This is a genomic window from Pseudomonas fluorescens (genome assembly GCF_900215245.1).
In the GTDB taxonomy this organism is placed as follows: domain Bacteria; phylum Pseudomonadota; class Gammaproteobacteria; order Pseudomonadales; family Pseudomonadaceae; genus Aquipseudomonas; species Aquipseudomonas fluorescens.
Map to the genome: position 1 here is coordinate 4,833,966 of NZ_LT907842.1, position 25,366 is coordinate 4,859,331.

Consider the following 25,366-nt stretch of genomic DNA (forward strand, 5'->3'; position numbering starts at 1 on the left):
ACTGCTGCAGCTTTGCTAAAGCGTGTTAAAAACTGTCGTGCATCAAGCGCCTTGGGCCGGTCTTGGGCTGCGTAAGGTGTGACGTGCTAATATTGCGCCCCTTGAAATACACCACCGTTGAGAGCTGAACCCTGATGGCCATCCGATCTGTTGTACTCGATACCGAAACCACCGGCATGCCGGTGACCGATGGCCACCGGATCATCGAAATCGGTTGTGTCGAACTGATGGGGCGCCGCCTTACCGGCCGTCACTTTCACGTTTACCTGCAACCGGATCGGGACAGTGACGAGGGTGCGATCGGCGTTCACGGCATCACCGACGAATTCCTCAAAGGCAAGCCGCGCTTCGCCGAAGTGGCCGACGAGTTTTTCGAATTCATCAACGGCGCCCAGCTGATCATCCATAACGCGGCGTTCGACGTCGGTTTCATCAATAACGAATTTGCCCTGATGGGGCAGAGCGATCGTGCGGATATCTCCCAGCACTGCTCGATCCTCGACACCTTGATGATGGCCCGTGAGCGTCACCCAGGCCAGCGCAACAGCCTGGATGCCTTGTGCAAACGTTATGGCGTCGACAACTCCGGCCGTGAACTGCACGGCGCCTTGCTCGACTCCGAGATTCTCGCCGACGTTTACCTGACCATGACCGGCGGCCAAACCAGCCTGTCCCTGGCCGGTAACGCCTCCGATGGCACGGGGTCGGCGGAGGGCTCGGGCAACCGCCCTTCGGAAATTCGCCGTTTGCCGGCGGATCGCAAGCCGACCACCATCATCCGTGCCAGCGAGCAGGATTTGGCTGAGCATGCAACGCGGCTGGAGGCGATTGCCAAGTCGGCCGGTGCGCCGGCTCTGTGGTCGCAACTGACCCAGCAATAGCCTGATTCAACACGGTTGAAAAATGTCGGCGCGGGTGGGCTGCGATAGCGCTGGGTCAATGGATCAAGGTGCTGGCTGATGCACCGCACCCGCGAGCAAGCTCGCTCCCGCTGTTGAACATCATCGCCGGAAAAATCTTCATTCGCGTCATCCGCTCCCAGCTTCTACCCTGAATGCATAGCCCTCAGGACTACAAGCGCTCATGTACAAAGACCTGAAGTTCCCTGTTCTTATCGTACACCGAGACATAAAGGCCGACACCGTTGCCGGTGACCGGGTTCGAGGCATCGCCCACGAGCTGGAACAAGAGGGCTTCAGCATCTTCTCCGCTGTCGACTACGCCGAAGGCCGGCTGGTGGCTTCTACCCATCACGGCCTGGCGTGCATGTTGATCGCCGCCGAAGGGGCCGGGGAAAATACCCACTTGCTGCAAAACATGGTCGAGTTGATTCGCCTGGCACGGGTGAGGGCGCCCAACCTGCCGATCTTTGCTCTGGGCGAGCAGGTCACCCTGGAGAATGCGCCGGCCGATGCCATGAGCGAGCTCAACCAGTTGCGCGGGATTCTTTATCTGTTCGAAGACACCGTGCCGTTTCTTGCCCGGCAAGTCGCGCGCGCCGCACGCACCTACCTGGATGGCTTGTTACCGCCGTTCTTCAAGGCACTGGTGCAGCACACTGCCGATTCCAACTACTCCTGGCACACACCCGGCCATGGCGGGGGTGTGGCCTACCGCAAAAGCCCGGTGGGGCAGGCGTTTCATCAGTTCTTTGGGGAAAATACCCTGCGTTCGGACCTGTCTGTGTCCGTGCCCGAATTGGGCTCGCTGCTCGATCACACGGGCCCGTTGGCGGAAGCCGAAGCGCGTGCCGCGCGCAACTTCGGCGCCGATCACACGTTCTTTGTGATCAACGGAACCTCGACGGCCAACAAGATCGTCTGGCATTCCATGGTCGGTCGCGACGACCTGGTGCTGGTGGATCGCAACTGCCACAAGTCGGTATTGCACTCGATCATCATGACCGGCGCGATCCCGTTGTACCTGTGCCCGGAACGCAACGAACTGGGGATTATCGGCCCGATCCCGCTGAGCGAATTCAGCCCCGAATCGATCCAGGCCAAAATCGAAGCCAGCCCGTTGACCCGTGGCCGGCCGCCGAAAGTGAAGCTGGCGGTGGTCACCAATTCCACCTATGACGGCCTGTGCTACAACGCCGAGCTGATCAAGCAGCAATTGAGCAACAGTGTCGAGGTCTTGCACTTCGACGAGGCCTGGTACGCCTACGCGGCGTTCCACGAGTTTTTCGCCGGCCGTTATGGCATGGGCACCTCGCGTACTGCGAACAGCCCGCTGGTATTTACCACACACTCGACGCACAAACTGCTGGCAGCCTTCAGCCAGGCGTCGATGATCCATGTGCAGGACGGCGGCGCGCGCCAACTGGACCGCGACCGTTTCAATGAAGCGTTCATGATGCATATCTCCACCTCGCCGCAATACAGCATCATCGCCTCGCTGGACGTCGCGTCGGCGATGATGGAAGGCCCGGCCGGGCGTTCGCTGTTGCAAGAGATGTTCGATGAGGCGCTGAGCTTCCGGCGCGCCCTGGCTAACCTGCGCCAGCATATCGCCGCCGAGGACTGGTGGTTTTCGATCTGGCAGCCGCCTTCAGTCGCCGGTATCGACCGGGTGGCCACTGCGGATTGGCTGTTGCACCCTCAGGACGACTGGCATGGCTTTGGCGATGTGGCCGAAGACTACGTGTTGCTGGACCCGATCAAGGTGACGCTGGTGATGCCCGGCCTGAATGCCGGAGGCGCGTTGAGCGAGTGCGGAATTCCTGCGGCGGTCGTCAGCAAATTCCTCTGGGAGCGTGGGTTGGTGGTGGAGAAGACTGGCTTGTATTCTTTCCTCGTGCTGTTTTCCATGGGGATCACCAAAGGCAAATGGAGTACCTTGCTCACCGAGTTGCTGGAGTTCAAGCGCCACTACGACGCTAACGTCAGCTTGGCCAGTTGTTTGCCCTCGGTGTTCAAACAGGGGCCGGCGCGTTATCAAGGCCTGGGTTTGCGCGACCTGTGCGACCAATTGCACAGTTGTTACCGCAGCAATGCCACGGCCAGGCACCTCAAGCGCATGTACACAGTGTTGCCGGAAATTGCGATGAAACCGGCTGACGCATACGATCAGTTGGTCAGGGGTGAAGTCGAAGCTGTGTCCATCGATGCCTTGTCAGGGCGCATCGCCGCCGTGATGCTGGTGCCTTATCCGCCGGGCATTCCGTTGATCATGCCGGGCGAGCGTTTTACCGAGGCGACGCGGTCGATCATCGACTACCTGGCGTTCGCCCGCACGTTCGATAGCAGCTTCCCCGGTTTTGTCGCCGATGTTCATGGGTTGCAACACGAAGATGACGGCAATGGCCGTTGTTACACCGTCGATTGCATCAAGGGTTAAGGATGTTTATGCAAGCTGTAATGAACCCGAAGTACCCAGGGCTCAGCGTGCGGGTCGCCGACGAAGGTTTTGATGCCTACGTGTGGGGCAATGATTTCAGCTTTGAGGTCAGCGCCTATGCCGTGCCAGAAATGGGCAAGCGTGTCGAGCAATGGGGCGTGGAGCGCATCCTGCCGTACCGCAAGTGCTATGGCATCGACCCGGAAGAGTTCGCCAGTTTTCGTGACGCACCCGACAGTGCGATTTTTATGGCTTACCTGGATGACCGTGCGGTAGGGCATGTCGTGGTCAGCACCAACTGGAACGGTTTTGCCCACGTTGATGAACTGGCGGTGGCCTTGCCTGCACGGCGGCATGGTGTGGCCAAGGCATTGCTGGACGTGGCGCAGTTCTGGGCGCGCAAGAAAAACCTGCCGGGCATGATGCTCGAAACCCAGAACAACAACCTCGGCGCCTGCCGCCTGTATGAGCGTTGCGGATACGTGATGGGTGGGATCGATCAACTGCGTTATCGCGGGATTGATCCGCAGACCCGTGAGGTGGCGATTTTCTGGTATCGGCTGTTCAAGCCCGAGTTGGGCACGGACTGAACGTTGCGTCTGCCAGCTTTTCACACCACCTCAAAGGCCTCGGGGCAGGTTAGGAGTCGATCCAGGAGTGTTCGGCGCCGACCTCTACCTGCAATTGATCACGGAAGGCCCCATAGTGTTTCTTGGCCTCATCTACCCTCGATTGCAGGTCGCTCGGTGCCGATATACCTCGGTCGGCATAATATTGGCGCGTTTCGGTGTCGAGGTTGAACGGCTTGCCAAGCCTCAGTCTGCCATTGACCAAGTTGGTTTCTTTACTTTTTTTATCGAAGCCTGCGTCGTAAATGTCCGGTCGCCTGGCTTTCAGCACGTCGTCAAACATATTCGGGCCCACGGTCTCGAAAATCCTGCTCTCGTAGGTCCGGAAATCCGCCGTGTAGCTGACCGCGCCATTGGCATCACGCCCCGTGGTCGGGCGATTGGCCTGAAAGTAGGCTTTATTATTGCTGAAGCGGCGATTCATTTCGGCAATCATTTCAGTGACGACCGGGTTGTCTGCCTGGGTGGCGAAGTTGCTCGTGTTAAAGAACAGTCTGTAGTCGGTCAGTGTGTGCGCGACCGGCGCGCCGATCAGGATATCCGAGTCTCCGGCGTGCAGGCCTGCCGAGCCGACAGCACCTTTGATCGTGTCATCGGTGTCGAGATAGATGCCGCCATATTTATTCATTAACGGGTAGCGTGCCACGTCAGAGGCGGCGGCGAGATTTTTGCCCTGGCCCTGGCGGAAATAGGTATACATTTCCGAATTTTTCAGGGGCTGGAAAAATGCCTCTTCGTGCAAGTTCATGACGGTGATGCCCGGTGCGTTGTTTTCCAGATTGGCCTTGATGGCCGTGAACAGCGCTGGGGTATCGGCGTCAACATGCACAATGGCGTTGAACCCCGGCATCTTTTCGGTATTGGCCGCGATGTTCTTGACCAACTTCTCCGATATTTCGCCGCCGGCCCAGAAATAGTGAATGTCTTTGGGTAGGGGGCGGATATTTTCCGGCATTTGCAGGATGGCCGGCGGGGTCGCATCAACGAACTTGAAATTATGCGCGTCGATCTTTTTGGCTTTGTTCATTTCATCAAGTGTGCCTCGCTGCCATTTGTTCTTTCCCGTTCTCCAGAAATAAATACCGTTTGCGGCATCTGGGCTCCAGGCCCCGACACGGGTATCGAAGGTGGCGAGATAGTTCATGCCGTCATAGTTGATGGAGTAAGGGAACGAACCCGGGTATGTATTGACTCGTACGTCATCTATCGGCATTACGTAGGTGTTTTCGTCGAGCTTCCAGGCAGGCGAGTTGTCGGGGGCACCGCCGAATAAACGGTTGGCCGAGGCGGAAGGCTCCCAGCCGGCGACGCCCAGGTCCCTGACGGCAATATCGGCTTGGCGTGCGTCGGGATGCTGGATGACTCGCTGGCCATCCTTGAGCGTGGACCGATAAAGCTTACCGTCGACTTTCACATATTCAATATTGTTCGGGCCCACGTAGACGTTGGCCTGCAGGCCCTTCACCCGGAGCAGTTCGGGGGACACTGTTGCCTCGTAACCCAGCAGCGCAGATTTATTCAGGGTCTTGACTTGGCCCGCGTTCGCCACGACTGCCGGCTGGAATTTTTTCAGCGGCGCTCCATAGGGTTGCCCCTTGCCGATGTCGTAGGCATACCAGTGACCGTTGCGGAACACGGCGCCGCCTTCCAGGCTGTGCTCGGCCACTGTGTAGGTGCCTACGGCCGCCAAACCATGCTGCTGGCCTGCTGCCTTGAGCACATCGTAGCTACCACTGGCACCCTTGAGCACATTCACCGCTTCCTTGCCCAGGCGTGCGCCGCGGCGTATCAGCCAGCCCGCGCCCCTGAGCAGGTCGCTGGCGCCACTCAAGGGGTTGAGCGCCTCAATGGCAACGGTGCCTACGAATCGTGCGGTTTTCGTCGCCGCCTTCAGGCTGGTCAACCCCTTGGCAAGCACTTTGCCCGCTTGGGCGGCTTTGCCCAGGCCGAGGGTCACCAGGCCCACAACATCAGTGCCCAGGTCAAACAAGCCATCGCCGACGTTGCCCTTCATAAAATTGACAACGGCTGACCTGAAGGGAATCAGGTTGAGCAGGAACTGGCCGATGGCATCGTCGGCAGCTGCGCTTTTATCGTAAGAGGTGGACCCTCTGGCATGCTGGAGCAGGTCGTCATTGTCTAGGTCAAGCGATTGGGTGAACACCCGGGAGATGTAGTGGGTGCGTGGGGAGTCGAAGACCTGTGGCGTTTGCAAGAGGGTGTCTTTTTCCCCCGCCTGCAGGCTGTGTTCGGTCGGGAAGGGGTTAAACCGCACGGTTTTATGCAAGGCGTTGGCGACCCTCGTCTCGAGTTTGTCGTAGGGCGGCGAATACGTATGGATCTTGTAGTTTTCTTTGGAAATAGTGCCGGCGTGAGTATCAATGCGATAAATGTTGACCTGCCCGTCACGGGTGATCTTTACATCCAGCGTATGGCCTCTTTTACTCAGGGTTTGGGTCCAGAAGTCGGTGCCCAGGGTGTATTCGTTGGTCTGGAAAAATTCGAGCTCGCCATACTCGAAATTCTGTTTGTCCTCCGGCGGCAAGGTCGATATCAGGTAGTGAGCCATGCCCGAATGGCCCTTTTTCATTGCCTCAATGGCAGATGCGTAGTGCTGCGTAAAGGTCTCTGCGACGCTCAGCTTGCCGCTGGTTGACTGCTCGCAAAACGCCTGAATGGGGATCCGTTGGTTGTGGGTTTCCCAATGTTCGTTGCGGTCCGCATTGGTCTTGTCGCCCTGCATGACGATATCGAGCATCGAGTGCTCGCCGGGGAAGCGGCCCGGCCGCCCTGGGATCTTTGAGACTTTGACGATGTCTTTGGCCTTGAAGACGCTGTCGTCGACCCCCGGAAATGCTTCTCTGAGTAACGCCAGCCCCATGTCTTCACGGTTCGGAAGCGGTGTCGCGAGTGCCGTTGCTGTCGCCTGCACAGCGCTCTGTTGGGTGCTGAAGGCGCGCTGCAAACCTTGCATTTCGGTATCCGAGGGCACCTGGCCGGCGTTCCACAGGCCATTGACCACGCCCCAATTGATCACCGCTTCGCGCTGGATATATTGGGTAAGGTTTGCGTCGATCTCGATATTTTCGGCGCCAGCCAATACCTCGCTGTAGGTCATCGTGAGCACGCGCCCCGGCGCTTGGGCTTCCAGTTTGGCTGCGGCAATGGCCAGCTGTGTCCAGGGAATACTGCCGTACTTCACACTGGGCGGGATGTCCTTGACCAAGCATTCAGGTGCGGTGCGGGCCAGCAATACCCGGGCGGCAAGGTCGGCTGATTGCGCAGAGGCACGGCCTTCTTTCACCAGGTGGTGACTAAAACCCTCAATAACCGCTGCGGCCGGTTTACCCCATTGCTGGCGTTGCCCAAGGTCAAAGCCGGCGACACCGTTGCGCACCGGCGCGTGCACGGCTTCCGGGTCCAGGCTGAGGTGGATGGCCGCCAGCAAGTAATCATTGAGACTGGTGTTCGTCGCGACACCACCCAGCCGGGTTTGTATGGCCTCGCCCAGTGCTTTGGCTGCGGCTGAGCCCAGCAGCATCTGCGTCGCTTCGGCGGGTTTTTTCAAGTCATCGTTCGACAGGCTGGCTGCCGATAACAGATAGCCCAGCACGCCCTTGCGTTTATCGGCCAATGGCAGCCCAGGCAGGGTTGAGTCAGGCGCATTCAGCAGGTCGAGGATGGCTTGTTTATCCACGCCTGCCATAGGGCTTGGCCAAGACAACGCACCGCTGAAATTACCCAGGGGGTGGGTCTGCACGTGCTTGGTCGCGGTTTGATATAGCGCGAGCACCTCGTCGAGGGTTGTCGGTACGTTCAGGCCGCTGCCGGCGAGGTACGCTTGGAGCTTGACGAAAAGATTGCTTGGGGTCAGCTGGTGTTGTTGGTAGTAGTCGGAGTCTTCACAGACCGGTATTGAAAGCGTGCTCAGGCGCACGGCCAGTTCGGCGGCAACACGGATTTGCTGGTCGCCGGTTAAGTGACCGGGGAACGTTTGGCTCAGTTCCTCAAGCAGCGCGCGCAGTGCGTTGGCCAGCTCTCTCCAGTTGCAGCGTTCACCGAAGGCTTTTTTCAGGGCGGTGGGGTTGTCGAGCGCGTCGGCTACCTCAGGCGCATCATTATCCGCTGCCGTTGGGGGGCTGATCAGGGGGCTGGCGAGCTGTGGTTGGTTGTGGTTGGCGACGTTGCTCAGAGGCAGACGCGCAGTAGTGGCGTGATGGGTCACGTTCATTGAGGAGCCTTCCGTAGTGGTGGTATATCGTCCGGCACAGCGCCCCAGTGGGGCTTTGTGCAGCGAATAGGTGAAGAAAACGTCGGAAGGGGTTCCCGCTTGACTGTCAGGAGGTGTGTCGGGGGCAGGGGAGCAAAGGTCTGCGTTACGCGACTGGCGCGCTCGGCGGTGTGCCGGCCAGCAAGGCTTGGGCCTTGTGCGTGATGATCTCCAGTAGGGCATTCAGCGCTGGCGTCGATTCAGTTTCTTTCAACGTCAAACCGTAAAGGATTACCGGGATGGGCGGAGATAACGGGCAAGCATCCAGCCCGATCTCCCGGGCACCGGATGCGGTGAACGGGTCGACAATCGCCAAACCTTCCCCTGCCTCCACCAGGCTGCGCATCATCTGATAGGTCTGCACCCGCGTTTGCACCTCCGGCAATGGGCGCAGAGCCTGCAACTTGGCGTCGAGCAGACGGCTTAACGGGTCATGCCCTTCGAGCCCGATCATCGATTGCCCGGCCAGCTCCTGTAATGCAATGTACTTTTGCTTGGGCTTGAGCCAGCCGTGGGGCGCGAGCAATTGCAGTTTGCCCTGCGCCAATACCGTGCTTTGAATGTGTGGGTGCTGCGGGTCATAGAGGCTCAGGCCCACATCGGCTTCGCGCAGCAGCAGGCTCCTGACGATCTCCCGGGTCGGCTGGCTCGACAGGTTGCACGGCGTGTCCTGGAAGCGTCGACGCAATGCAGCGATGCTTTGCGGCAGCAGTTGATTGGCCAGGGGCGGGGTGCACACTGCACGCAAGGTGGGCGCATGATGGTGTTTCAAGCGGCTGGCCAGGCGTTGCACCGGTTCCAGCGCTTCGTAGAGCTGGGCGATTTCAGCCTGCAGCTCCAAGGTCTCGCGCGTCGCTTGCAAACGCCCGCGCACGCTGGCAAACAGCATGAAGCCCAATTGGCGCTCGGCATCCTTGAGCGTGGCGTCCACATCGCCCACGGGGAGTTGCAACCATTCGGCGGCCGTGCCGAGGTGTCCGGTCTGCAAGATGGCCTGAATCACTTCGATATGACGTAAACGCATCGCCGGAGTCTATGTTCAGTGCGGTGGGGTTTCAATGGCTGGGGAAAAAACAGCACGGGCGTGGTCGGATGTCGGCCAGCGTTAGCATGTATACAACTGCAATGATCAGGTCATATAAGAACGTATCAACCGAGGGACAATGGGGAGCCTTACCATGCCAGGACGTACCACAATCGGAAAGATCCCCGGCCAGCGTGGCTTTACGCGTTGGGCGGTGCTGGTGGCGTTGATCATCGTTGGCGTGCTGGCGTTTGCGGTGGGGCCACGTTTACTGGGTGAGGTCACTGTAAAGGAAATTGCCACGGCGAAAGCCCAGGTGGCCGAACTGGGCAAGGCTGTCGAGCAGTTTCATCAAGACATTGGCCGTTACCCCACTGATGAAGAAGGCCTGGAAGCGCTGACCTCAGCACCGGCTGGCGAGGTGAAATGGAAGGGGCCTTACGTGAGCGAAGACCTGCTGGCCGACCCTTGGGGCATTGCCTATCAGTATCACTGTCCGGCCACGCAAGCGAAAACGCCCTTCGACCTGTTCTCGTTTGGCAAGGACCGCACGCTGGGCGGTGTCGGCGAGAACAAGGATATTACCTACGGCGACAACTGATTCATCTGGCATTACCCATCGACCTGATTAGAATGGCGCATCTGATCATCAACGACCAATGCCGGTTACTCGGCACTTAAAACAAAAACAGGTCCGGTCTCACATGCCTATACCCTCGACATTCCTCGGGGTAACGGCCAAGCAACTACTGGTCCTGGTGACCCTTGGTAGCGTGGCTGCTTATCTCCTCAATAGTCACGATGAACACACCCCGGAAAATCTCGCCCTGGAGGCGTTTATCCGTTCCCAGGAACAGGTGGGCGAGCAGGTCGGCGCGGTGCTGGAGATTGCATTGGTCAGGCAGGTGGTCGCCTATCCCGGTTACGGCACCTCGGGTTACAAGCGATCGCTGTTTGCCGTCGAGGGCGAGCGGGGGCGGTTGATGGTGACGCTCAGGCAAATGGACGGTGAGCAGGGCGTCGAGGTGACGGAGATACGCCGACCCTGATCACCCAGCCCAGTCAACGCCATCAATGGCCAGGACTGAGCAGGTCGATAAGGCGGGATCTTATGAAGCGAGGAACGTTGGGGATTCGCGGACGATAATTTTGTCCGACTGGATCAGTCTGAATTCATCGCCTTCCAGCTTCTCTACACGATCGCCAATGGCCAGCTTGTAGGTAGTGGTGGGCGCCGAGCCAGCCAGGTCGCCTTGCACCGGGTTGGATTCCTGGAACTCATGCACCGAATACACGCGTCCTTCCGCGTCTCTGGCATGGAACTGTCCGACAAGTACTGCAGCCATCTGTTTAGAACCTCTGGAGATAAACACTCGATTTGCGGTTCTGTAGACCGTCATGGAGCGGGGTAGTTTACCTATGGAAAAAAAATACTATTCGTTGATGTTTTCAGACGCTTCCTACGCTGGCAGCGGTGAGTCAAACGTCTTGGGCCTCATTAAAACCTTCTGGTGAACCTGTCGCGAAAACTCTATAACTACAAGCTCCATTAGTCAGACGTCGGGAAAACCTCAATGAGCAAGGTCTATACGATTGCCGTCCTGGTTGGCAGCTTGAGAAAAGAGTCGATCAACCGCAAGGTCGCCCTGGCTTTGGCCGAACTGGCCCCAGCCAACCTCACATTGAACATCGTTGAAATTGGCGACTTGCCGCTCTACAACGAGGACATCGACGGGGCATCACCGCCCGCAGCCTACAGTACTTTCCGTCAGCAGGTACGTTCATCCGACGCGGTGCTGTTCGTGACCCCGGAATACAACCGTTCCGTGCCCGCCCCGCTGAAGAATGCCATTGATGTGGGCTCTCGCCCTTACGGGCAAAGTGCCTGGAGCGGCAAGCCCGGCGCGATCATCAGTGTGTCGCCGGGCGCGATTGGCGGCTTCGGCGCCAACCACCATCTGCGCCAGTCGCTGGTGTTTCTTGATGTGCCGTGCATGCAGCAGCCGGAAGCCTACTTGGGGGGCGCGGGCAGCGCGTTCGATGAGGCGGGCAATGTGTCGGAAAAGACCAAGCCATTCCTGCAGGCGTTTATCAATGCCTATGGCACCTGGGTCGAGAAACAACACGGTTGAATACGCAACACCCGGCCGCCAGCGCCGGGTGTTTTGTTTTTGCGGTCAGGCCAGGCGATCCGCCAGTGCCAGCGCGTGTGCGGTGGATTGCTGGCGGGAGGTCTGATCGACCTCCGGCCCCAGCAGGGTTTTTTCCACCGACAGCGTGTGCACATCCGTCACACCGATAAATCCGAGCCAGGCGTCCAGATAGGGTTTCTGAAAGTCCATCGCCTGCGCGCCGGGTGCGGAAAAATCCATCCCTCGCGCGTACACATTCACCGCCGTCTTGTTGTGCAGCAGGCCTCGCAAACCGTGTTCCGGGCTGAACTCAAACAAGACATCCTTCTGCGACACCACGTCGATAAAGTGTTTGAGCTTGTAAGGGATCGCGAAATTCCACAGCGGTACCGAGAACACCAATACGTCCGCCTGATGCAACTGGGCCGCCAGGGCTTTCAGTGCCGTCCAGGCGACGCGTTGCTCGTCGCTCAATGCCACGCCGCTGAGGCCCGCATACTTGGCGTCCATCACCGGCCCATCGAATTCAGGCAGGTCGAGGGCCCACACATCCAGGGTCACCACGTGGGTGTCCGGGGCGTTCTGCTGATAACGCTGGATAAATTGGCGGGCGATTTCCAGGGATGCGGAGCGCTGTTTGCGGGGTGAGCATTCGATGTGCAGAAGCGTAGTCATGGTGGGCCTCGAAGAAAGTTGACCCGAGCATTGCAACATAGCGCTTGATGAAATATAAATCGTGTTTTGGAGGCCTATTAATTAGATATCAGAATATGTTTGATGGCGTGCTGCTTAAAACCTTCGTCGCGGTGGTGGATGAGGGCGGTTTCAGTCGTGCAGGCGAGCGTCTGCACCTTACGCAGTCGGCCGTCAGCGGGCATTTGCGGCGCCTGGAAGAACAGGTCGGCAAGCCGTTGCTCACGCGCACCACACGTTCCCAACAGTTGACGCCGGACGGCCAACGGTTGATGGCCTACGCGCGCGGTATTCTGGCGTTGAATCGGGATGCCTGGGCCGAGCTGACCCGTTCGGCGTTTGCAGGAGATCTGCGCGTGGGTGTGTCGGAGGAGTTCGCCGACGCACGCCTGTTGCGTGAGCTGCAAGACGTTGCCGCCGAATACCCAGGCATCCAGATCACCGTGCAGGTGGGCATTCCCGGTTCGTTGCTGAGTTTGATGAAGCAGGGTGAGCTGGATGTGGTTGTGGGGTCGTTATGCGAGTCAAGCGAGCCGGGCCTGGCGTTGTGGCGAGAGCCGCTGGTGTGGGCCTGGTCCGCGCAACCGACGGTGGCATTACCGACGCCTTTGCCGCTGGCCCTGTTTCCGGCGCCCTGTCCTTACCGCGAGGCGGCGTTGACCCGTCTTGCCCAGGCCGGTATCGCCCAGCGCACCGCCTTGCAGTGCAGCAGTTACGCGGCGTTGCACGCTGCCGCGATGTCCGGGTTTGCAATTGCCCCGATGGCACTCAGCCAAGTGAAGCCGGGCTTGACGGTACTCGGCAGCGAACAGGGTTTGCCCGCGTTGCCGGACGCCGAGTTCCGCCTGTTCAGCGCGCCGGAGGCGGACTCACGCCTGGTCGAGGTGATCACCCAGGTCGTGGTCCGTTATGGCGCTTCCCGGCGTTACTGAGTGTCAGCGCAACCAGTTGGTGCGCGCCAGTTCGATGACTTCATCGCCGCGCCCGCTCATCACCGCCTTGAGCATATACAGGCTGAAACCTTTGGCCTGTTCCAACTTGATGCTGGGCGGCATCACCAGTTCTTGGGTGGCGGTGACGACATCCACCAGCACCGGGCCGTCATGTGCCAGGGCCCGGCGCAAGGCCGGTTCGAGGTCTTCGGAGTGTTCCACGCGGATGCCCAGAATGCCCATGGCATTGGACATGGCCGCGAAATCCGGGTTTTTCAATTCGGTGCCGGTGTCGAGGTAGCCGGCGGCTTTCATTTCCATGGCGACGAACCCGAGTGACGAGTTATCGAACACGATGACTTTGACCGGCAAATTCAACTGCGCCAACGAGATGAAATCGCCCATCAACATGGCAAACCCACCGTCGCCGGACATCGAAATGACCTGGCGCCCGGGGAACGCTGCTTGGGCACCGATGGCCTGGGGCATGGCATTGGCCATCGAACCGTGGTTGAACGAACCGATCAGGCGGCGTTTACCGTTCATCTTCAGGTAACGCGCCGCCCACACGGTGGGCGAGCCCACATCAGCGGTGAAAATTGCATCATCGTCCGCCAGCTCGCTGAGCATACGCGCGACATATTGCGGGTGGATCGGTCGGCCAGCCTTCGATGGCTGCGCCAGGTCGTCCAGGCCCTGGCGGGCTTTCTGGTAATGCTTGAGTGAAGTATCGAGGAAGCTGCGATCGGTCTTGCGGCTCAGGCGCGGCAACAGCGCGTCGATGGTCTCGCTGACGTCAGCAGCGATACCCAGGTCCAACGTGGCCCGACGCCCGAGGGCCTGAGGGTTGCGGTCGACCTGGATGATCTTCGCGTCGGTAGGGTAGAACTGACGGTACGGGAAGTCGGTGCCGAGCATGATCAGCGTGTCGCAGTCGAGCATGGCGTGATAGCCGGAGCTGAAACCGATCAGGCCGGTCATGCCCACATCAAATGGGTTGTCCCACTCCACATGCTCTTTGCCGCGCAAGGCATGCACCACCGGCGCGCCCAAGGCGTCGGCCAGGGCCACCACCTGGTCGTGCGCGCCGGCACAGCCGCTGCCGCACAGCAGGGTGACTTTCTGGCTGCTCTGCAGGATCTCGGTGAGGCGTTGCAGGTCCTGTTCCGCCGGCAAGGTGCGCGGTGCGTGCAGGGCTGGCCACGGCTTGAGCGAGTCTTCCACCTCGAGCAGTGACACATCGCCAGGAATCACGACCACTGCTACACCGCGATTGAGGATCGCCGAGCGCATGGCGCGATGCAGTACGTGGGGCATTTGCGCGGGGTTGCTCACCAACTCGATAAAGTGGCTGCACTCTTTGAACAGTTCCTGGGGGTGGGTTTCCTGAAAGTAGTTCAGGCCGATTTCCGAAGACGGGATTTGTGCGGCAATGGCCAGCACCGGGACATGGTTGCGGTGGCAGTCGAACAGGCCATTGATCAAATGCAGGTTGCCCGGCCCGCAACTGCCGGCGCACACCGTCAGTTCGCCGGTGGCGGCGGCTTCGGCACCGGCGGCGAACGCGGCGACTTCTTCGTGGCGCACGTGCATCCACTCGATGCTGTCCATGGTGCGCAGGGCGTCGGTCAGGCCGTTGAGGCTGTCGCCGGTCAGGCCCCAGATGCGTTTGATGCCCGCCTGTTCAAGGGTGGTCGCCAATTGCTGGGCCAGGTTGATTTTCGCCATGAAGAACTCCAATCGTCAGTGAGGTAAAAAATTGCTGATCAATAGGGGACAGTTCGATCACGGCGAATGCTCCGCGCTTAATGTGAAGATTGCGTCATGGCGGCGCGGTATTGGCGGGTGCGGCGGGCGATAAACCACTGGTCACGGACCAGCGCCATGCACGGGGCAACCTTGGGCTTGGGCTGATGGCCGCGGCTCAGGCGGCGCATCTGGTAACGCACCACTGCCAGGGTGGCGAGGGCGGCCAGCGGCTTGCGCTGCCAGTTAATCGGTTTGAGTTGCGGGTTCAGGTCGCGCCCTGCGCGCCAATGCTTGATCAACTGCGGTTCCAGCGTCAGGGCGGTGGCGATGCCGGCCATGGCAATGCCACTGTCGAGCACCTGCTGCACGATCGGCAGGCGACGAATACCACCGGTGACCATCAGCGGCATGGTGGCGATGGTTGCAAGTTCCTTGGCAAATTCCAGGAAGTACGCTTCACGCGCCAGGGTGCGGCCGTCCCGTGCGTCCCCTTGCATCGCCGGGGCCTCATAACTGCCGCCGGATAATTCGAGCAGGTCAATCGGCAGCGGGTTGAGCATCTCGACCACGGCGCGGGCATCGGCCTCTTCGAAGCCGCCGCGCTGGAAGTCCGCCGAGTTGAGCTTTACTGCCACGCAAAAGGATGGGCTGACGTTGGCGCGCACTGCGTTGATCACCTCCAGCAGCAGGCGCGCACGGTTTTCCAGCGAGCCGCCCCAGCGATCGGTGCGCAGATTGCTCAGGGGCGAGAGAAACTGGCTGAGCAAATAGCCATGTGCTGCGTGGATCTGCACCCCGGTAAACCCGGCTTGTTCGGCCAGGCGCGCGCTGGTGGCGAAGCGGTTGATTACGTCTTGAATGTCGTGTTCGGTCATGGCCTTGGGCTTGGCAAACATCTTCGAAAAACCGCCCAGATCGAGCGCAACGGCAGAGGGTGCCAAGGCTTGCTGGCCCAGATTGGCCATGGTCTGGCGACCCGGATGGCTGAGCTGCACCCAAAAGTGCACGCCCTTGGCGCGGGCAACATCGGCCCACTCACGAAAACTGTGCAGGTGCTGTTCGTCTTCCAGGGCCACGCCGCCGGGCCCGGTCATGGCGTGGCGGTCGATCATCACGTTGCCGGTCAGTAACAGACCGGGCTCACCGTCCGCCCAGGCTTTGTACAGCTGTTTCAATTCGCGCGACGGCGCTTGGTGGGCGTCGGCCATGTTTTCCTCCATCGCTGCCTTGGCGATGCGGTTGGTGAGGATTTGGCCGTTGGGCAGTTGCAAAGCTTCAAAGGGCGACATGGATTGACTCCTGAGCGGGGGAGGCCCCAGGCTAAGCTTAAAGTTAACTTTAATGTCAAGCAGGGCGTGGCAATGAATATTGGTGAACTGGCAAAACAGAGCGGGCTGGCGGCGTCGCGTATCCGCTTTTATGAGGCCGAAGGGCTGATCAGCCAGGTGGGGCGCCAGGCCAATGGCTATCGACGCTATTCAGCGCAAGCGTTGCAAACCCTGCAACTGATTCAGAGCGCGCAGCAGGCCGGGTTTACCTTGCAGGAGCTCAAGGCATTGATGCCGGCTCCAGGCGAACACAAGCGCGACGAGCTGATTGAGGCGCTGGAGCGCAAGGTGCAGCAGATCGAAGGGATGCAGGCGCAGTTGGCCCACAGCAAAGCGCAGTTGCTGGGCGTGATCGAGGCGGTGCGGGCGCACCCGGCAGATGTGCCGTGTTCGATGGGTCAAAAGCAAGTGCTGGCGTCGATCAACCTCACGCCATAAAAAAAGCCCTGGCATGCCAGGGCTTTTTCAGGTGCTAACGCTTAGCGACGACGGAACAAGGGCAGCGGTTCATCCGTTGCGGCTTGATAGGTCACCGAGAAATCCTTGAGGCTTTCCAGCGCTTCGTACGGGTCTTTGTCGGCGCGCAAGGCGAAGGCATCGAACCCGCAGCGGTGCAGATAAAACAGCTGATCGCGCAGCACATCACCAATCGCGCGCAACTCGCCTTTGAAACCGTAGCGGTCACGCAGCAGGCGGGCGTTGGAGTAGTTGCGCCCGTCGGTGAAGGCCGGGAAGTTCAGGGCGATAACCTGGAAGTGCTCCACGTCGTCGCCGATTTCTTCGGCCTCTTCATCGGCGTCCAGCCACACACCCAGGCCGCCATCGCGGGCCTTGAGCGCATGGGCGTGTTCGCGCCACAAGGCCAACGGTACGATCAGGTCGTCGCAGTTGGAAATACCGTCGAAGCTCGCGTCCTTGGGCAGCAGGTGCCAGGTTTCGTCGAGGACTTCGTTGTTCTTAATGATTCGCTGCATAGACGCGCTCCTTGAACAAGTCGATGCCGATGCGCTGGTAGGTGTCGATGAAACGCTCATCTTCGGTGCGCTGTTCGATGTACACGTCGATCAGCTTGCCGATCACCTCGGGCATGGCTTCCTGGGCGAAGGACGGGCCGAGGATCTTGCCCAGGCTCGCATCGCGGCTGGCGCTGCCACCCAGGGACACTTGGTAGAATTCTTCGCCTTTCTTGTCCACGCCCAGGATGCCGATGTGGCCGACATGGTGGTGACCACAGGCGTTCATGCAACCGGAGATGTTCAGGTCCAGCTCGCCGATGTCGAACAGGTAGTCCAGGTCGTCGAAACGGCGCTGGATCGATTCGGCGATCGGGATCGATTTGGCGTTGGCCAGGGAGCAGAAGTCGCCGCCCGGGCAGCAGATGATGTCGGTCAGCAAGCCGATGTTCGGCGTGGCGAAACCGCCTTCGCGCAGTTCGCCCCACAGCGTGAACAGTTGGCTTTGCTCAACGTCGGCGAGAATGATGTTCTGCTCGTGGGAGGTGCGCAGTTGGCCGAAACTGTAGCGCTCGGCCAGATCGGCGACGGCGTCCAGCTGTTTGTCGGTGATGTCACCTGGCGCAACGCCGGTAGGTTTCAGCGACAGGGTCACCGCTACATAGCCCGGTTTTTTGTGCGCCAGGGTATTGCGGGTACGCCAGCGGGCGAAACCTGGGTGCTGCTGGTCAAGGGCGGCCAGTTCGGCGTCCTGATTGCTCAGGGCCTTGTACTCAGGGTCGACGAAGTGCTTGGCCACACGGTGTACTTCGGCTTCGGTCAGGGTGGTCTGGCCGCCGCGCAGGTGTTCCATCTCAGCGTCGACCTTCTGCGCAAACACCTCAGGGGTCAGCGCTTTGACCAGGATCTTGATCCGGGCCTTGTACTTGTTGTCACGACGGCCGTAGCGGTTGTAGACCCGCAAAATGGCATCGAGGTAGCTCAACAGGTCCTGCCATGGCAGAAACTCATTGATGAACGCACCGACCACCGGTGTACGACCGAGGCCGCCACCGACCAGCACACGGAAACCCAGCTCGCCAGCGGCGTTGTGCACCGGCTCAAGGCCAATGTCATGCACTTCGATGGCGGCGCGGTCCGAGGTCGAGCCATTGATGGCGATCTTGAACTTGCGCGGCAGGTAGGCGAATTCCGGGTGAAAGGTGGTCCACTGACGGACGATTTCACACCAGGGGCGCGGGTCGATCAGCTCGTCGGCGGCTACGCCGGCAAACTGGTCGGTGGTCACGTTGCGCAGGCAGTTACCGCTGGTCTGAATGGCGTGCATCTGCACGGTCCCCAGTTCAGCCAGGATGTCCGGCACGTCCTCCAGCGCCGGCCAGTTGAACTGCACGTTCTGGCGGGTACTGATGTGGGCGTAGCCTTTGTCGAAGTCGCGGGCAATCTTGGCCATCATCCGCGTCTGGCGCGAGGTCAGTTGGCCATAGGGCACGGCCACCCGCAGCATCGGCGCAAAGCGCTGAACATAAAGGCCATTTTGCAGGCGCAGAGGGCGGAACTCTTCTTCGCTCAGTTCACCTGCCAGATAGCGTCGGGTCTGATCACGGAACTGCTTGACGCGGTCCTCGATGATGCGCTGATCGTATTCGTCGTATACGTACATATAGGTCCTGTTCTCGGCAAATCTGCGCGCACGGCCGCGCACTCCCAACGGAGCCGGCGCACGATACCAGTTTGCGTTTATGCGCAAAAGTGATGTTTGAGTATATGTAAATAACCAAATTGACTAATGAGAACGGTTATCGCGATACCCACATTTGTCATGCGGGCAATCATGAACTTTACTGTCGTCGAGTCTTAATGCAATCACCTATAAAACCGACAAGAGGCGATGCGATGAGCAATTCGACTAAAGCCCGTAAACCTGACAGTACCGTTGATGCCTGGGCCATTCTGTTTCTGATCATTCTGGTGGTCGGAACAGCCGTTTTCTGGGTTGGCCACCAGTAAATGAAGCAGGATTGAGCCTCGATTGACTGCCAATTTGCCATTATCATGGCGGTCAACATCCAAGGCTCAAACGACCATGTTGAAGGTTCTGATTGCGTGCGTGTGGTTATTGGGTTCGGCGTACGGGGCGATGGCCCATGCGACGTCAGTGGTGTTTCTTAACCCGGGCACGTCGACCGAAACTTTCTGGGTCACCTACGCGCAATTCATGCAGGCCGCCGCCAAGGACCTCGGCCTGGATTTGCGTGTGCGTTATTCCGAGCGCAACCCGGACACAACCGTCGCCCATGCGCGCGAAGCCCTGCAAGGGGAAAACCGCCCGGACTACCTGGTGTTCGTCAACGAACAATACATTGCTCCGCAGATCTTGCGCATGGCCTTGGGCTGCGGGGTCAAGCTGTTGATCGTGAACAATGCGTTGACGGCCGCTCAACTGCAAATGCTCGACATGCACAAAGACGCGCAGTGGATCGGCAGCCTGGTGGCCGATGACGAGCAGGCCGGTTACCTGATGCTCACCGACCTGCTGCGCAGCCATGGCCCGGTTGCACCCGGTGAGTCTCTGGACCTGCTGGCGTTTTCTGGGGTTAAAAATACGCCGGCCGCACAGCGACGTGAGCAGGGCTTGCGCCGCGCCCTGGCCGAGCACCCGCAAGTGCGTCTGCGCCAGTTGGTGTATGGCGAATGGAGCCGCCAGCGCGCATTCGAGCAAGCCACGCAGTTGTTCAAGCGCTATCCCCAGACGGCGTTGGTATGGTCTGCCAACGATGAGATGGCGCTCGGCGCCATGCAGGCCCTGCAAGACAGCGGGCGCGTGCCGGGCAAGGACGCGCTGTTCAGTGCAGTCAACAGCTCGCCGGGCATCTTGCAGGCACGCCTCGACGGCCGGCTCACAACCCTCGTCGCCGGGCACTTCACGTTGGGTGGCTGGGCCATGGTGTTGATCAATGATGACGCCAAGGGCGTCGATATCGCCGCCTACGGCGGGCGTGACCGCCAGCAAGCGTTGTTCCAGCTGATCGACGCCAGGCAGGCACAACGCTTATTGGGGCCAATGCCGCCAGTGGATTTTCGCGCACTGTCAGCGGTGGGCAAGCCACCGTCCTACCGTTACCCGTTCAGCCTGCAACTGCTGTTGCGTTAAACGCCCGCCAGGTGCAGCACCAGTTTGACAATGCCGAACAAGGTCAGCGCAAACACCGCTGTGAACAGGATGCCCAGGACCACAAAGTGGCTGGGCTTGCCGTGAGTAAAGTCGCGAGCGCGGTTTTTGCCGCTTTGCACACCGAACGCTGCCGCCAACACGCTGTGCAGCATCTGCCAGAAGGTCGGCGGTTTGTTATCGCTTGGGTCTTCCATATATCCCTCTTCGGCCGGACGTTATGCAAAGCATAGACAAGCGAATGGAAACGTCACTCAGGTTTTAACACCTCCAGCCCAAGAAACAGCGTCTGATCCAGTGGTGGCTTGATCTCGGCTTTGTCCAGATTGACCACCGCACGGTTGTTAGCGCGCGATTGTTCGATCAGCTCTCGGCGGGTGAACAGACGCTCAGCCCGGGTTTTCAAATGGCCGAAGGCGGGTTGGGATGCGGGCGCATGCTCAGAGGGATAATGGAAGTGGGCATACCACAAGACAGTCTCGTCAGCCTTTTTGCCGGCTTTGATCAGGCTTTTGTCGCGTATTGCATATTCGGTAAGGTAATCGCCGGCCTTCAATTTGATGCGACTGCGCACCAGATTGATATCAACGAAGCCGTATTTCCATAAATAGGCAATGTTGGCGGCTTTCGGGCGTTGCAGTTTGTAGCCTTCACTGCACACCTCGCGGGCCTTCTGCGTGGCGGATGCGGCTTCTTCAAGGACGTGATTCCTCAAGGCGGTGGCGCTGCTATCAGTGGCGTGGTCGCGGTCTATTTCTGCCGCAAGCGCTTCAAATTTCGCCGCGTGCTGGGTCAGCATCACCTCCCATTCATAAGGGTCGACTGCCTCTACACGGCCGGGCTCTTGAAGTTTTCGCTGTTGAAAACGAATGCTTGCGTCGATACCCGCGCGATCGGCTGTCAGGGTTTGCGCCAGCGTTCTTAGCGTCTTCAGCGGCCGAATGGCCCGTGGGGGCAGTTGTGTGGTGGTGTCTGCGGGTTCAACCACTTTCCACACCCCTTCATCGGGGTGCTCGTGATACGTGGCGAGGAGGGTGCCTGTGAAGGTGTCGTTGATATCGACGAAATTGCCCGATGCATCAGCGCTGCTTGGCCGCAAATCGCCGATCAGGCTGGTCTTGTCGACGGTTTTGATCACTCGGCGAGTGGGTTTTTTGGGGCGTTTGGCCCTGTCGGGCGCGGGGCGCGGGGTAATTTTTTCTTCAACCAGGATTAAGCTCGCCAGTTGTGCTTCAAGGCTTGCGCGGGCTTCGCCCAGCTGCTCCAGGAACGGGCCTCGGTATTCGTCTCGTAACAGGCTCGAATGCATCTCGGAGAGCGAGATGACGGCGTTTTCCAGTTGCTCATAACGCTTGAGGGAATCTTTGAGTACGGCCATTTGTTCGGCGGGTGAGTAACCGGTGGTCGTGCGCATTTCCGTGTGTGCAAATATGCCGACAGTGGCTTGACGGTCGATGAGAATAGCGAGGAAAGGGCTTTCCTCCGGTTTTCTTGGGCCCGGCGTGCGATCCGGTAACAGCTCAAACAGGGCCAGCAGCAGGTGATGTTTGATAATGGCCGAGGAGATGATGCGGTCAGGTGGAAGTTCTGCCAGCAGGTTCGCGCGCAGCGCTGAGGTTGCCTGCTGCAGAGTGGCTTCGATGTTCTCTGTGAGTTCGAGTATCTCTTTGAGCGTTTCCAGTCGTTGCATCGCGCCGCTGATGAACACTTCATAGGCATCTGTGATGTTATCGGGCAGTTCTCTGTCGACGCGTCTTAGCAGTTCAGCCAGGTCTTCGCCGCGTCGGGTTTGCAGCGTGTGTGAGATTTTCTGATGCAGGTTCGCATAGGACACCAGCGAGTGTTGGAACAGGTTGGTTGTGGCGTTATCGCGCGCATCTTTGTATTTCACCTCGGTCCTGTCCAATTCCATCAATTGGCGAGCCGTGGCTTCGCTCTGTTGCAGCACATCGACAAACGTGCGGGTGTTTTCCCGGTAGTTCTCCACCGCGATGTTCCAGTCATGCAGGGCGCGTAACGTCGAGCGTTGCCGTTGCTCATGGCGCTCGACGATTCTGGAGCGCAAGGCGGGCAGCAATTGGGGGTTGTTGAGCCGTTCCCAATCCTCTTTCAGTGCGCGTTGTTGCTCGGTCAGTCGAACCCGGGCGGTGATGACGGCGCTGTTGAATTGCTGGGCCTGGCTTGCCAGTTGCTGCGCTTCCCGAGTGAGGTTTTCCAACGCTGGGTTTAGCGCCTGCAATCGCTGTTTATTACGCTCCGCCAACCCCGCGAGTCTTTCTCTGGGCATGCCGCCCTCCAGCCTGGCTCGTCGGTCCAGCCCCCAGCGCCCCTGTTGGTCACTGGTCAGTTTGAAACCGGGACGTTGCGGATGCTGCGGATGAACCAGGTAAACCTCGTTGAAACCCTGGACCACGTTGACCTGGAACAGCAGCGCGCCGACGCTGGCGTGCCAGGCGCCGTCAATCCGGTACAAGCCTTTGAGAGGGCCGCTTGCCTGCGCCGGCGGCAGGGACGCAGGCCACGGCACATGCAGGTCAAGCAACGCCTGCATCAGCCTTGCACTTGCCCAAGGGCTGGCCAGTGAACGGGTGAAGTCCAATGCGGTGTGGCCGGTCGCCGGAGGTTCGCCTGGCAGCGCCACAGCGCCCTGATGGACCACTGCGGCACTGGGCGCATGGGGCAGGCCCGCAGGGCGGCGCCAGCGAGCAAGGCGCAGTGCCGGGTCTTCTGCGCTGGGCTCCAGCAGCGGCTGGCGAGGCCGGTTGGCCGGTGTGGCAGCGTGCAGCAGCACCATCGCGGTGTTAAGCAACAGGTCAATCAACGCCAGCTCACGGGCAGTCGGGTCGCTGCTGTCCAGCCCGGCCAGGTCCTGCTCCAGGCTGGCGACCAGTACCATGAACCAACCCGCCAACATGGCTGGCCCCTGTACCAGTGGCAACAGTAAGGTATTGAAGAGCAGCCACGCACCTTCCATCACAACGGCCCAGCGGCTTTCGCTGTTGGACACCGACTCGCGATCTGCCAGGTCGACCAGTGCCCGCGCAGTGCTGCCGTATAGATGGTTGAGCAGTTGGCCGTTGACTTGGGATTGCAGCCACTCGCCGGCACCTTCATCGACCGCCAGGGTCGCGGGAGCGGGGTGTTGGGGAGGGCTGAATTCATCCCCCGCCAGGAAGCGGATGATGTGAGGTTCTTTGATGCCGCCGTTGGCGTAGATAGGGCGTGCCTGGTCGGTCAGCCAGGTCAGCACCGTGTTTTGCAGTTCGCCGGGTTTGGCCAGTGCGTCGAGCAGTGCCTGGCGTGTCGGGTATTCATGCAGGCAGTCGGCATACAGTGGTTGATACAGCAGGTGTGGGCCGACACGCACATCCCTGGGTTCAATAATGAACGCGTTGCTGACCTCATCGGGCTGGGCGCCGGTTTTGCGGCAGAACGCCAATGGGCGCAGGAGGATCTCCTCGCCGTCGACGTATCGGTCCGAAGGCATCGAGCCCATCAGCGCCTTCACATAGCGATAACCCATGACGGTCAGGCCGTGCTGTTGGCGAATCTTGTATTCCAACGCCTGCATCGGCAGCTTGACCTTGAGTTCGCGGGTAAACAGCTGTTCCCGGCGCCGTGCGTCACGGGTGTCGGATAACAGCACATCCCTGATTCTTTGCGGGTACGTGCTGCCTATGTCGACGCGCTGAATTAAACCGCTGCTGCCCATCAGGTAGTCTTCGTCCAGCCAGCCTGGCAGTGCCAGGCCTCCCTTGGCTGAAAGCGTCAGCCGTCCTGAAGGCTTGCCGGCCAGGTTCTTCACTGCCAGCTCCGTCAATGACAGGCGCACGTGTTCGACGATACCTGCGCCACCCGGGTAGCCGGCGGCCACGGTAAAGTCCAGCAGGACCTCGTCGGGGTCGTAGTCACCATGATCGGCTCGCATCTGCTTGCGTAATGCCGCGCGGCTGAAGTCATGGATATTCTCAATGCCGTCGTTGAACGATTGACCCTGGTTGCGTCGCAATACTTGCGCCATCTCCTGCTGGTGGCGGTGCAACGCAAAGCGGTCATCGGCGCTGGCTTGCGTGAGCCACTCGGGCAACTGGTCGCGGATCGTCTGCAGGTGCGGTGCGGCAGGCGTCGCAACCTGGGTAAAGAAAACCGCCGGGTCGGTGAGCGTGTCCAGGCGCCGCTGCAGCGTGGTTTCGTCCTGGCCCTCAAAGGTCAACGCCGCGAGGTCTTCCAACGCCTGGTCGAGGAGCAGGCCGGCTTGTTGTTCGAACACGTTGCCGTCGGGTTCGTTACGCCTCCAGGTGAGGCTGTCGAACTCGAACTGACGCTGCATCCTGGCGCCCCAGGCGTGACTGAAATCATCGATGGAGGTAAACGCCTCAACCCTTCCTGCGATGCTGTAAAGCAGCACCTGTTGATCGCGTACCAGCAGCAGGTCCGGGCTCAGCAGGCGTGTTTCTTCTACGCCTTTAACGAGTGTGCTTTCAATGAAATAGGCATAGGTGGTGGGCGAGGCGTGGGAGAGCCGGTCAAGCCGCCCCGGCCATGCGGCGACGGCTGTCAGCATGGCCCGTTGGTTGTCGGTCAGGCTTGACTGACCTGCCGCTGCGGCCGTCATCTGGCCATTGAGAAACTCACTCAGCCATTGCCAGCGACTGCGGCCGTGGCTATCGCTTGCGCTCCAGTAGTCCGCCAGTTCCTGCTGGAAATGCAGCGGTAGCGACACGCGCAATTGGTCGATGATGTGCGCGATCACCTGCATATCGATCAGCGCAGGCGGTGTGGGTTTCAACACCGTAGGGATTTGTTGCGTGAGGTAATACGGCAGCTCGCGGCGTGTGTGCAGGTCCAGCAACTGCGGGTCGAGTACGTGCGCCAGAGCGACTTCCATCAGCGACCGGTAGATGTAGTGACTCTCTGGCTGCGGGATGGCGAGCTTGAGCGTCGGCAGATCCAGGGGCAGCGATGGGTAACACGCCAGTATCCGACTGCGCAGTGCATTGAATACCACCGAATACAACGCCGGGCGTGTCGAGAAACGTTGATGCACCGCCGATGCTGGCAGTTGGCTCAGGGGGGCAGGGGTGTGCGGGGTGGGCATGATGAAATCCTTTGCGGTGTGATCCAATGATCGGTACGCACAGGAAA

The 25,366-nt window shown here is 59.8% G+C and carries 19 protein-coding genes; 9 read left to right on the forward strand and 10 right to left on the reverse strand.

Going from position 1 to position 25,366, the window contains the following annotated elements:
- The first annotated feature begins 140 nt into the window (after positions 1-140).
- From dnaQ to CPH89_RS22685, 3 genes are all read left to right on the forward strand, one after another.
- Positions 141-881: a DNA polymerase III subunit epsilon gene (gene dnaQ / locus CPH89_RS22675; RefSeq protein ID WP_167422778.1), complete on the forward strand. Its 741-nt coding sequence runs from the start codon at positions 141-143 to the stop codon at positions 879-881.
- 202 nt (positions 882-1,083) lie between these two features.
- Positions 1,084-3,339 carry an Orn/Lys/Arg family decarboxylase gene (locus CPH89_RS22680; RefSeq protein WP_053255698.1) on the forward strand — a complete coding sequence of 752 codons (2,256 nt, stop codon included), beginning with the start codon at positions 1,084-1,086 and terminating at the stop codon, positions 3,337-3,339.
- An 8-nt stretch (positions 3,340-3,347) separates the two neighbouring features.
- Entirely contained in the window at positions 3,348-3,929 is a 582-nt protein-coding gene (locus CPH89_RS22685) for a GNAT family N-acetyltransferase (protein WP_073638536.1), read from the forward strand.
- Between the two features lie 49 nt (positions 3,930-3,978).
- Here CPH89_RS22685 and CPH89_RS22690 read toward each other — a convergent pair whose 3' ends face one another.
- Together CPH89_RS22690 and CPH89_RS22695 are read right to left on the reverse strand one after the other, a co-directional pair.
- Entirely contained in the window at positions 3,979-8,199 is a 4,221-nt protein-coding gene (locus tag CPH89_RS22690; protein WP_053255700.1) for a glycosyltransferase, read from the reverse strand.
- 145 nt (positions 8,200-8,344) lie between these two features.
- Entirely contained in the window at positions 8,345-9,262 is a 918-nt protein-coding gene (locus tag CPH89_RS22695) for a LysR substrate-binding domain-containing protein (protein ID WP_053255701.1), read from the reverse strand.
- A 154-nt stretch (positions 9,263-9,416) separates the two neighbouring features.
- On the opposite strand from CPH89_RS22695, the gene gspG reads away from it, so the two are divergent.
- Together gspG and CPH89_RS22705 are read left to right on the forward strand one after the other, a co-directional pair.
- Positions 9,417-9,863: a type II secretion system major pseudopilin GspG gene (gene gspG / locus CPH89_RS22700; protein WP_053255702.1), complete on the forward strand. Its 447-nt coding sequence runs from the start codon at positions 9,417-9,419 to the stop codon at positions 9,861-9,863.
- 103 nt (positions 9,864-9,966) lie between these two features.
- Positions 9,967-10,311 carry a hypothetical protein gene (locus CPH89_RS22705; RefSeq protein ID WP_053255703.1) on the forward strand — a complete coding sequence of 115 codons (345 nt, stop codon included), beginning with the start codon at positions 9,967-9,969 and terminating at the stop codon, positions 10,309-10,311.
- 60 nt (positions 10,312-10,371) lie between these two features.
- Here the strand turns inward: CPH89_RS22705 and CPH89_RS22710 are convergent, their stop codons facing one another.
- The gene (locus CPH89_RS22710; protein ID WP_053255704.1) at positions 10,372-10,608 is read right to left on the reverse strand and encodes a hypothetical protein; all 237 of its coding nucleotides are present in this window, start codon (positions 10,606-10,608) and stop codon (positions 10,372-10,374) included.
- Positions 10,609-10,836: 228 nt separating this feature from the next.
- On the opposite strand from CPH89_RS22710, the gene CPH89_RS22715 reads away from it, so the two are divergent.
- Positions 10,837-11,394 carry an NADPH-dependent FMN reductase gene (locus tag CPH89_RS22715; RefSeq protein WP_053255705.1) on the forward strand — a complete coding sequence of 186 codons (558 nt, stop codon included), beginning with the start codon at positions 10,837-10,839 and terminating at the stop codon, positions 11,392-11,394.
- Positions 11,395-11,439: 45 nt separating this feature from the next.
- On the opposite strand, the gene CPH89_RS22720 is transcribed toward CPH89_RS22715, so the two are convergent.
- Positions 11,440-12,069, reverse strand: a complete 630-nt coding sequence (locus tag CPH89_RS22720) for an FMN-dependent NADH-azoreductase (protein WP_053255706.1) — start codon at positions 12,067-12,069, stop codon at positions 11,440-11,442.
- Positions 12,070-12,164: 95 nt separating this feature from the next.
- Between CPH89_RS22720 and CPH89_RS22725 the strand changes: the two genes are divergently transcribed.
- Positions 12,165-13,019 (forward strand): LysR family transcriptional regulator, encoded by an 855-nt coding sequence (locus CPH89_RS22725; RefSeq protein ID WP_053255707.1) that lies wholly within the window; start codon positions 12,165-12,167, stop codon positions 13,017-13,019.
- 3 nt (positions 13,020-13,022) lie between these two features.
- Here CPH89_RS22725 and poxB read toward each other — a convergent pair whose 3' ends face one another.
- Both poxB and CPH89_RS22735 read right to left on the reverse strand, forming a co-directional pair.
- A complete protein-coding gene (gene poxB / locus CPH89_RS22730) occupies positions 13,023-14,747 on the reverse strand; it encodes a ubiquinone-dependent pyruvate dehydrogenase (RefSeq protein ID WP_053255708.1) in 1,725 nt (574 codons plus the stop codon).
- A gap of 77 nt (positions 14,748-14,824) precedes the next feature.
- Complete coding sequence (locus CPH89_RS22735) at positions 14,825-16,057, reverse strand: NADH:flavin oxidoreductase/NADH oxidase family protein (protein WP_053255709.1); 1,233 nt, start codon at positions 16,055-16,057, stop codon at positions 14,825-14,827.
- A gap of 72 nt (positions 16,058-16,129) precedes the next feature.
- On the opposite strand from CPH89_RS22735, the gene CPH89_RS22740 reads away from it, so the two are divergent.
- Positions 16,130-16,534, forward strand: coding sequence for a MerR family transcriptional regulator (locus tag CPH89_RS22740; RefSeq protein ID WP_053255710.1), 405 nt, complete (start codon positions 16,130-16,132; stop codon positions 16,532-16,534).
- A gap of 41 nt (positions 16,535-16,575) precedes the next feature.
- On the opposite strand, the gene CPH89_RS22745 is transcribed toward CPH89_RS22740, so the two are convergent.
- Positions 16,576-17,070: a DUF934 domain-containing protein gene (locus CPH89_RS22745; RefSeq protein WP_053255711.1), complete on the reverse strand. Its 495-nt coding sequence runs from the start codon at positions 17,068-17,070 to the stop codon at positions 16,576-16,578.
- Positions 17,054-18,712, reverse strand: a complete 1,659-nt coding sequence (locus CPH89_RS22750) for a nitrite/sulfite reductase (RefSeq protein WP_053255712.1) — start codon at positions 18,710-18,712, stop codon at positions 17,054-17,056. The genes CPH89_RS22745 and CPH89_RS22750 overlap by 17 nt, the downstream gene beginning before the upstream one ends.
- A 423-nt stretch (positions 18,713-19,135) precedes the next feature.
- Between CPH89_RS22750 and CPH89_RS22755 the strand changes: the two genes are divergently transcribed.
- A complete protein-coding gene (locus tag CPH89_RS22755) occupies positions 19,136-20,203 on the forward strand; it encodes an ABC transporter substrate-binding protein (RefSeq protein ID WP_053255713.1) in 1,068 nt (355 codons plus the stop codon).
- Here the strand turns inward: CPH89_RS22755 and CPH89_RS22760 are convergent.
- Positions 20,200-20,418, reverse strand: a complete 219-nt coding sequence (locus tag CPH89_RS22760; protein WP_053255714.1) for a DUF2970 domain-containing protein — start codon at positions 20,416-20,418, stop codon at positions 20,200-20,202. The genes CPH89_RS22755 and CPH89_RS22760 overlap by 4 nt on opposite strands.
- Positions 20,419-20,471: 53 nt before the next feature.
- Entirely contained in the window at positions 20,472-25,319 is a 4,848-nt protein-coding gene (locus CPH89_RS22765; RefSeq protein ID WP_053255715.1) for a hypothetical protein, read from the reverse strand.
- Positions 25,320-25,366: the final 47 nt, after the last annotated feature.

What these genes read in the sequence shown, in the direction of transcription:
- poxB (WP_053255708.1), bottom strand. Translation starts at nt 14,747, where the DNA reads ATGGCGAAAATCAACCTGGCCCAGCAATTGGCGACCACCCTTGAACAG.
- CPH89_RS22745 (WP_053255711.1), bottom strand. Translation starts at nt 17,070, where the DNA reads ATGCAGCGAATCATTAAGAACAACGAAGTCCTCGACGAAACCTGGCAC.
- CPH89_RS22705 (WP_053255703.1), top strand. Translation starts at nt 9,967, where the DNA reads ATGCCTATACCCTCGACATTCCTCGGGGTAACGGCCAAGCAACTACTG.
- CPH89_RS22760 (WP_053255714.1), bottom strand. Translation starts at nt 20,418, where the DNA reads ATGGAAGACCCAAGCGATAACAAACCGCCGACCTTCTGGCAGATGCTG.
- CPH89_RS22695 (WP_053255701.1), bottom strand. Translation starts at nt 9,262, where the DNA reads ATGCGTTTACGTCATATCGAAGTGATTCAGGCCATCTTGCAGACCGGA.
- CPH89_RS22725 (WP_053255707.1), top strand. Translation starts at nt 12,165, where the DNA reads ATGTTTGATGGCGTGCTGCTTAAAACCTTCGTCGCGGTGGTGGATGAG.
- CPH89_RS22755 (WP_053255713.1), top strand. Translation starts at nt 19,136, where the DNA reads ATGTTGAAGGTTCTGATTGCGTGCGTGTGGTTATTGGGTTCGGCGTAC.
- CPH89_RS22740 (WP_053255710.1), top strand. Translation starts at nt 16,130, where the DNA reads ATGAATATTGGTGAACTGGCAAAACAGAGCGGGCTGGCGGCGTCGCGT.
- CPH89_RS22720 (WP_053255706.1), bottom strand. Translation starts at nt 12,069, where the DNA reads ATGACTACGCTTCTGCACATCGAATGCTCACCCCGCAAACAGCGCTCC.
- CPH89_RS22680 (WP_053255698.1), top strand. Translation starts at nt 1,084, where the DNA reads ATGTACAAAGACCTGAAGTTCCCTGTTCTTATCGTACACCGAGACATA.
- CPH89_RS22690 (WP_053255700.1), bottom strand. Translation starts at nt 8,199, where the DNA reads ATGAACGTGACCCATCACGCCACTACTGCGCGTCTGCCTCTGAGCAAC.
- CPH89_RS22735 (WP_053255709.1), bottom strand. Translation starts at nt 16,057, where the DNA reads ATGTCGCCCTTTGAAGCTTTGCAACTGCCCAACGGCCAAATCCTCACC.
- gspG (WP_053255702.1), top strand. Translation starts at nt 9,417, where the DNA reads ATGCCAGGACGTACCACAATCGGAAAGATCCCCGGCCAGCGTGGCTTT.
- CPH89_RS22715 (WP_053255705.1), top strand. Translation starts at nt 10,837, where the DNA reads ATGAGCAAGGTCTATACGATTGCCGTCCTGGTTGGCAGCTTGAGAAAA.
- CPH89_RS22685 (WP_073638536.1), top strand. Translation starts at nt 3,348, where the DNA reads ATGCAAGCTGTAATGAACCCGAAGTACCCAGGGCTCAGCGTGCGGGTC.
- CPH89_RS22750 (WP_053255712.1), bottom strand. Translation starts at nt 18,712, where the DNA reads ATGTACGTATACGACGAATACGATCAGCGCATCATCGAGGACCGCGTC.
- CPH89_RS22765 (WP_053255715.1), bottom strand. Translation starts at nt 25,319, where the DNA reads ATGCCCACCCCGCACACCCCTGCCCCCCTGAGCCAACTGCCAGCATCG.
- CPH89_RS22710 (WP_053255704.1), bottom strand. Translation starts at nt 10,608, where the DNA reads ATGGCTGCAGTACTTGTCGGACAGTTCCATGCCAGAGACGCGGAAGGA.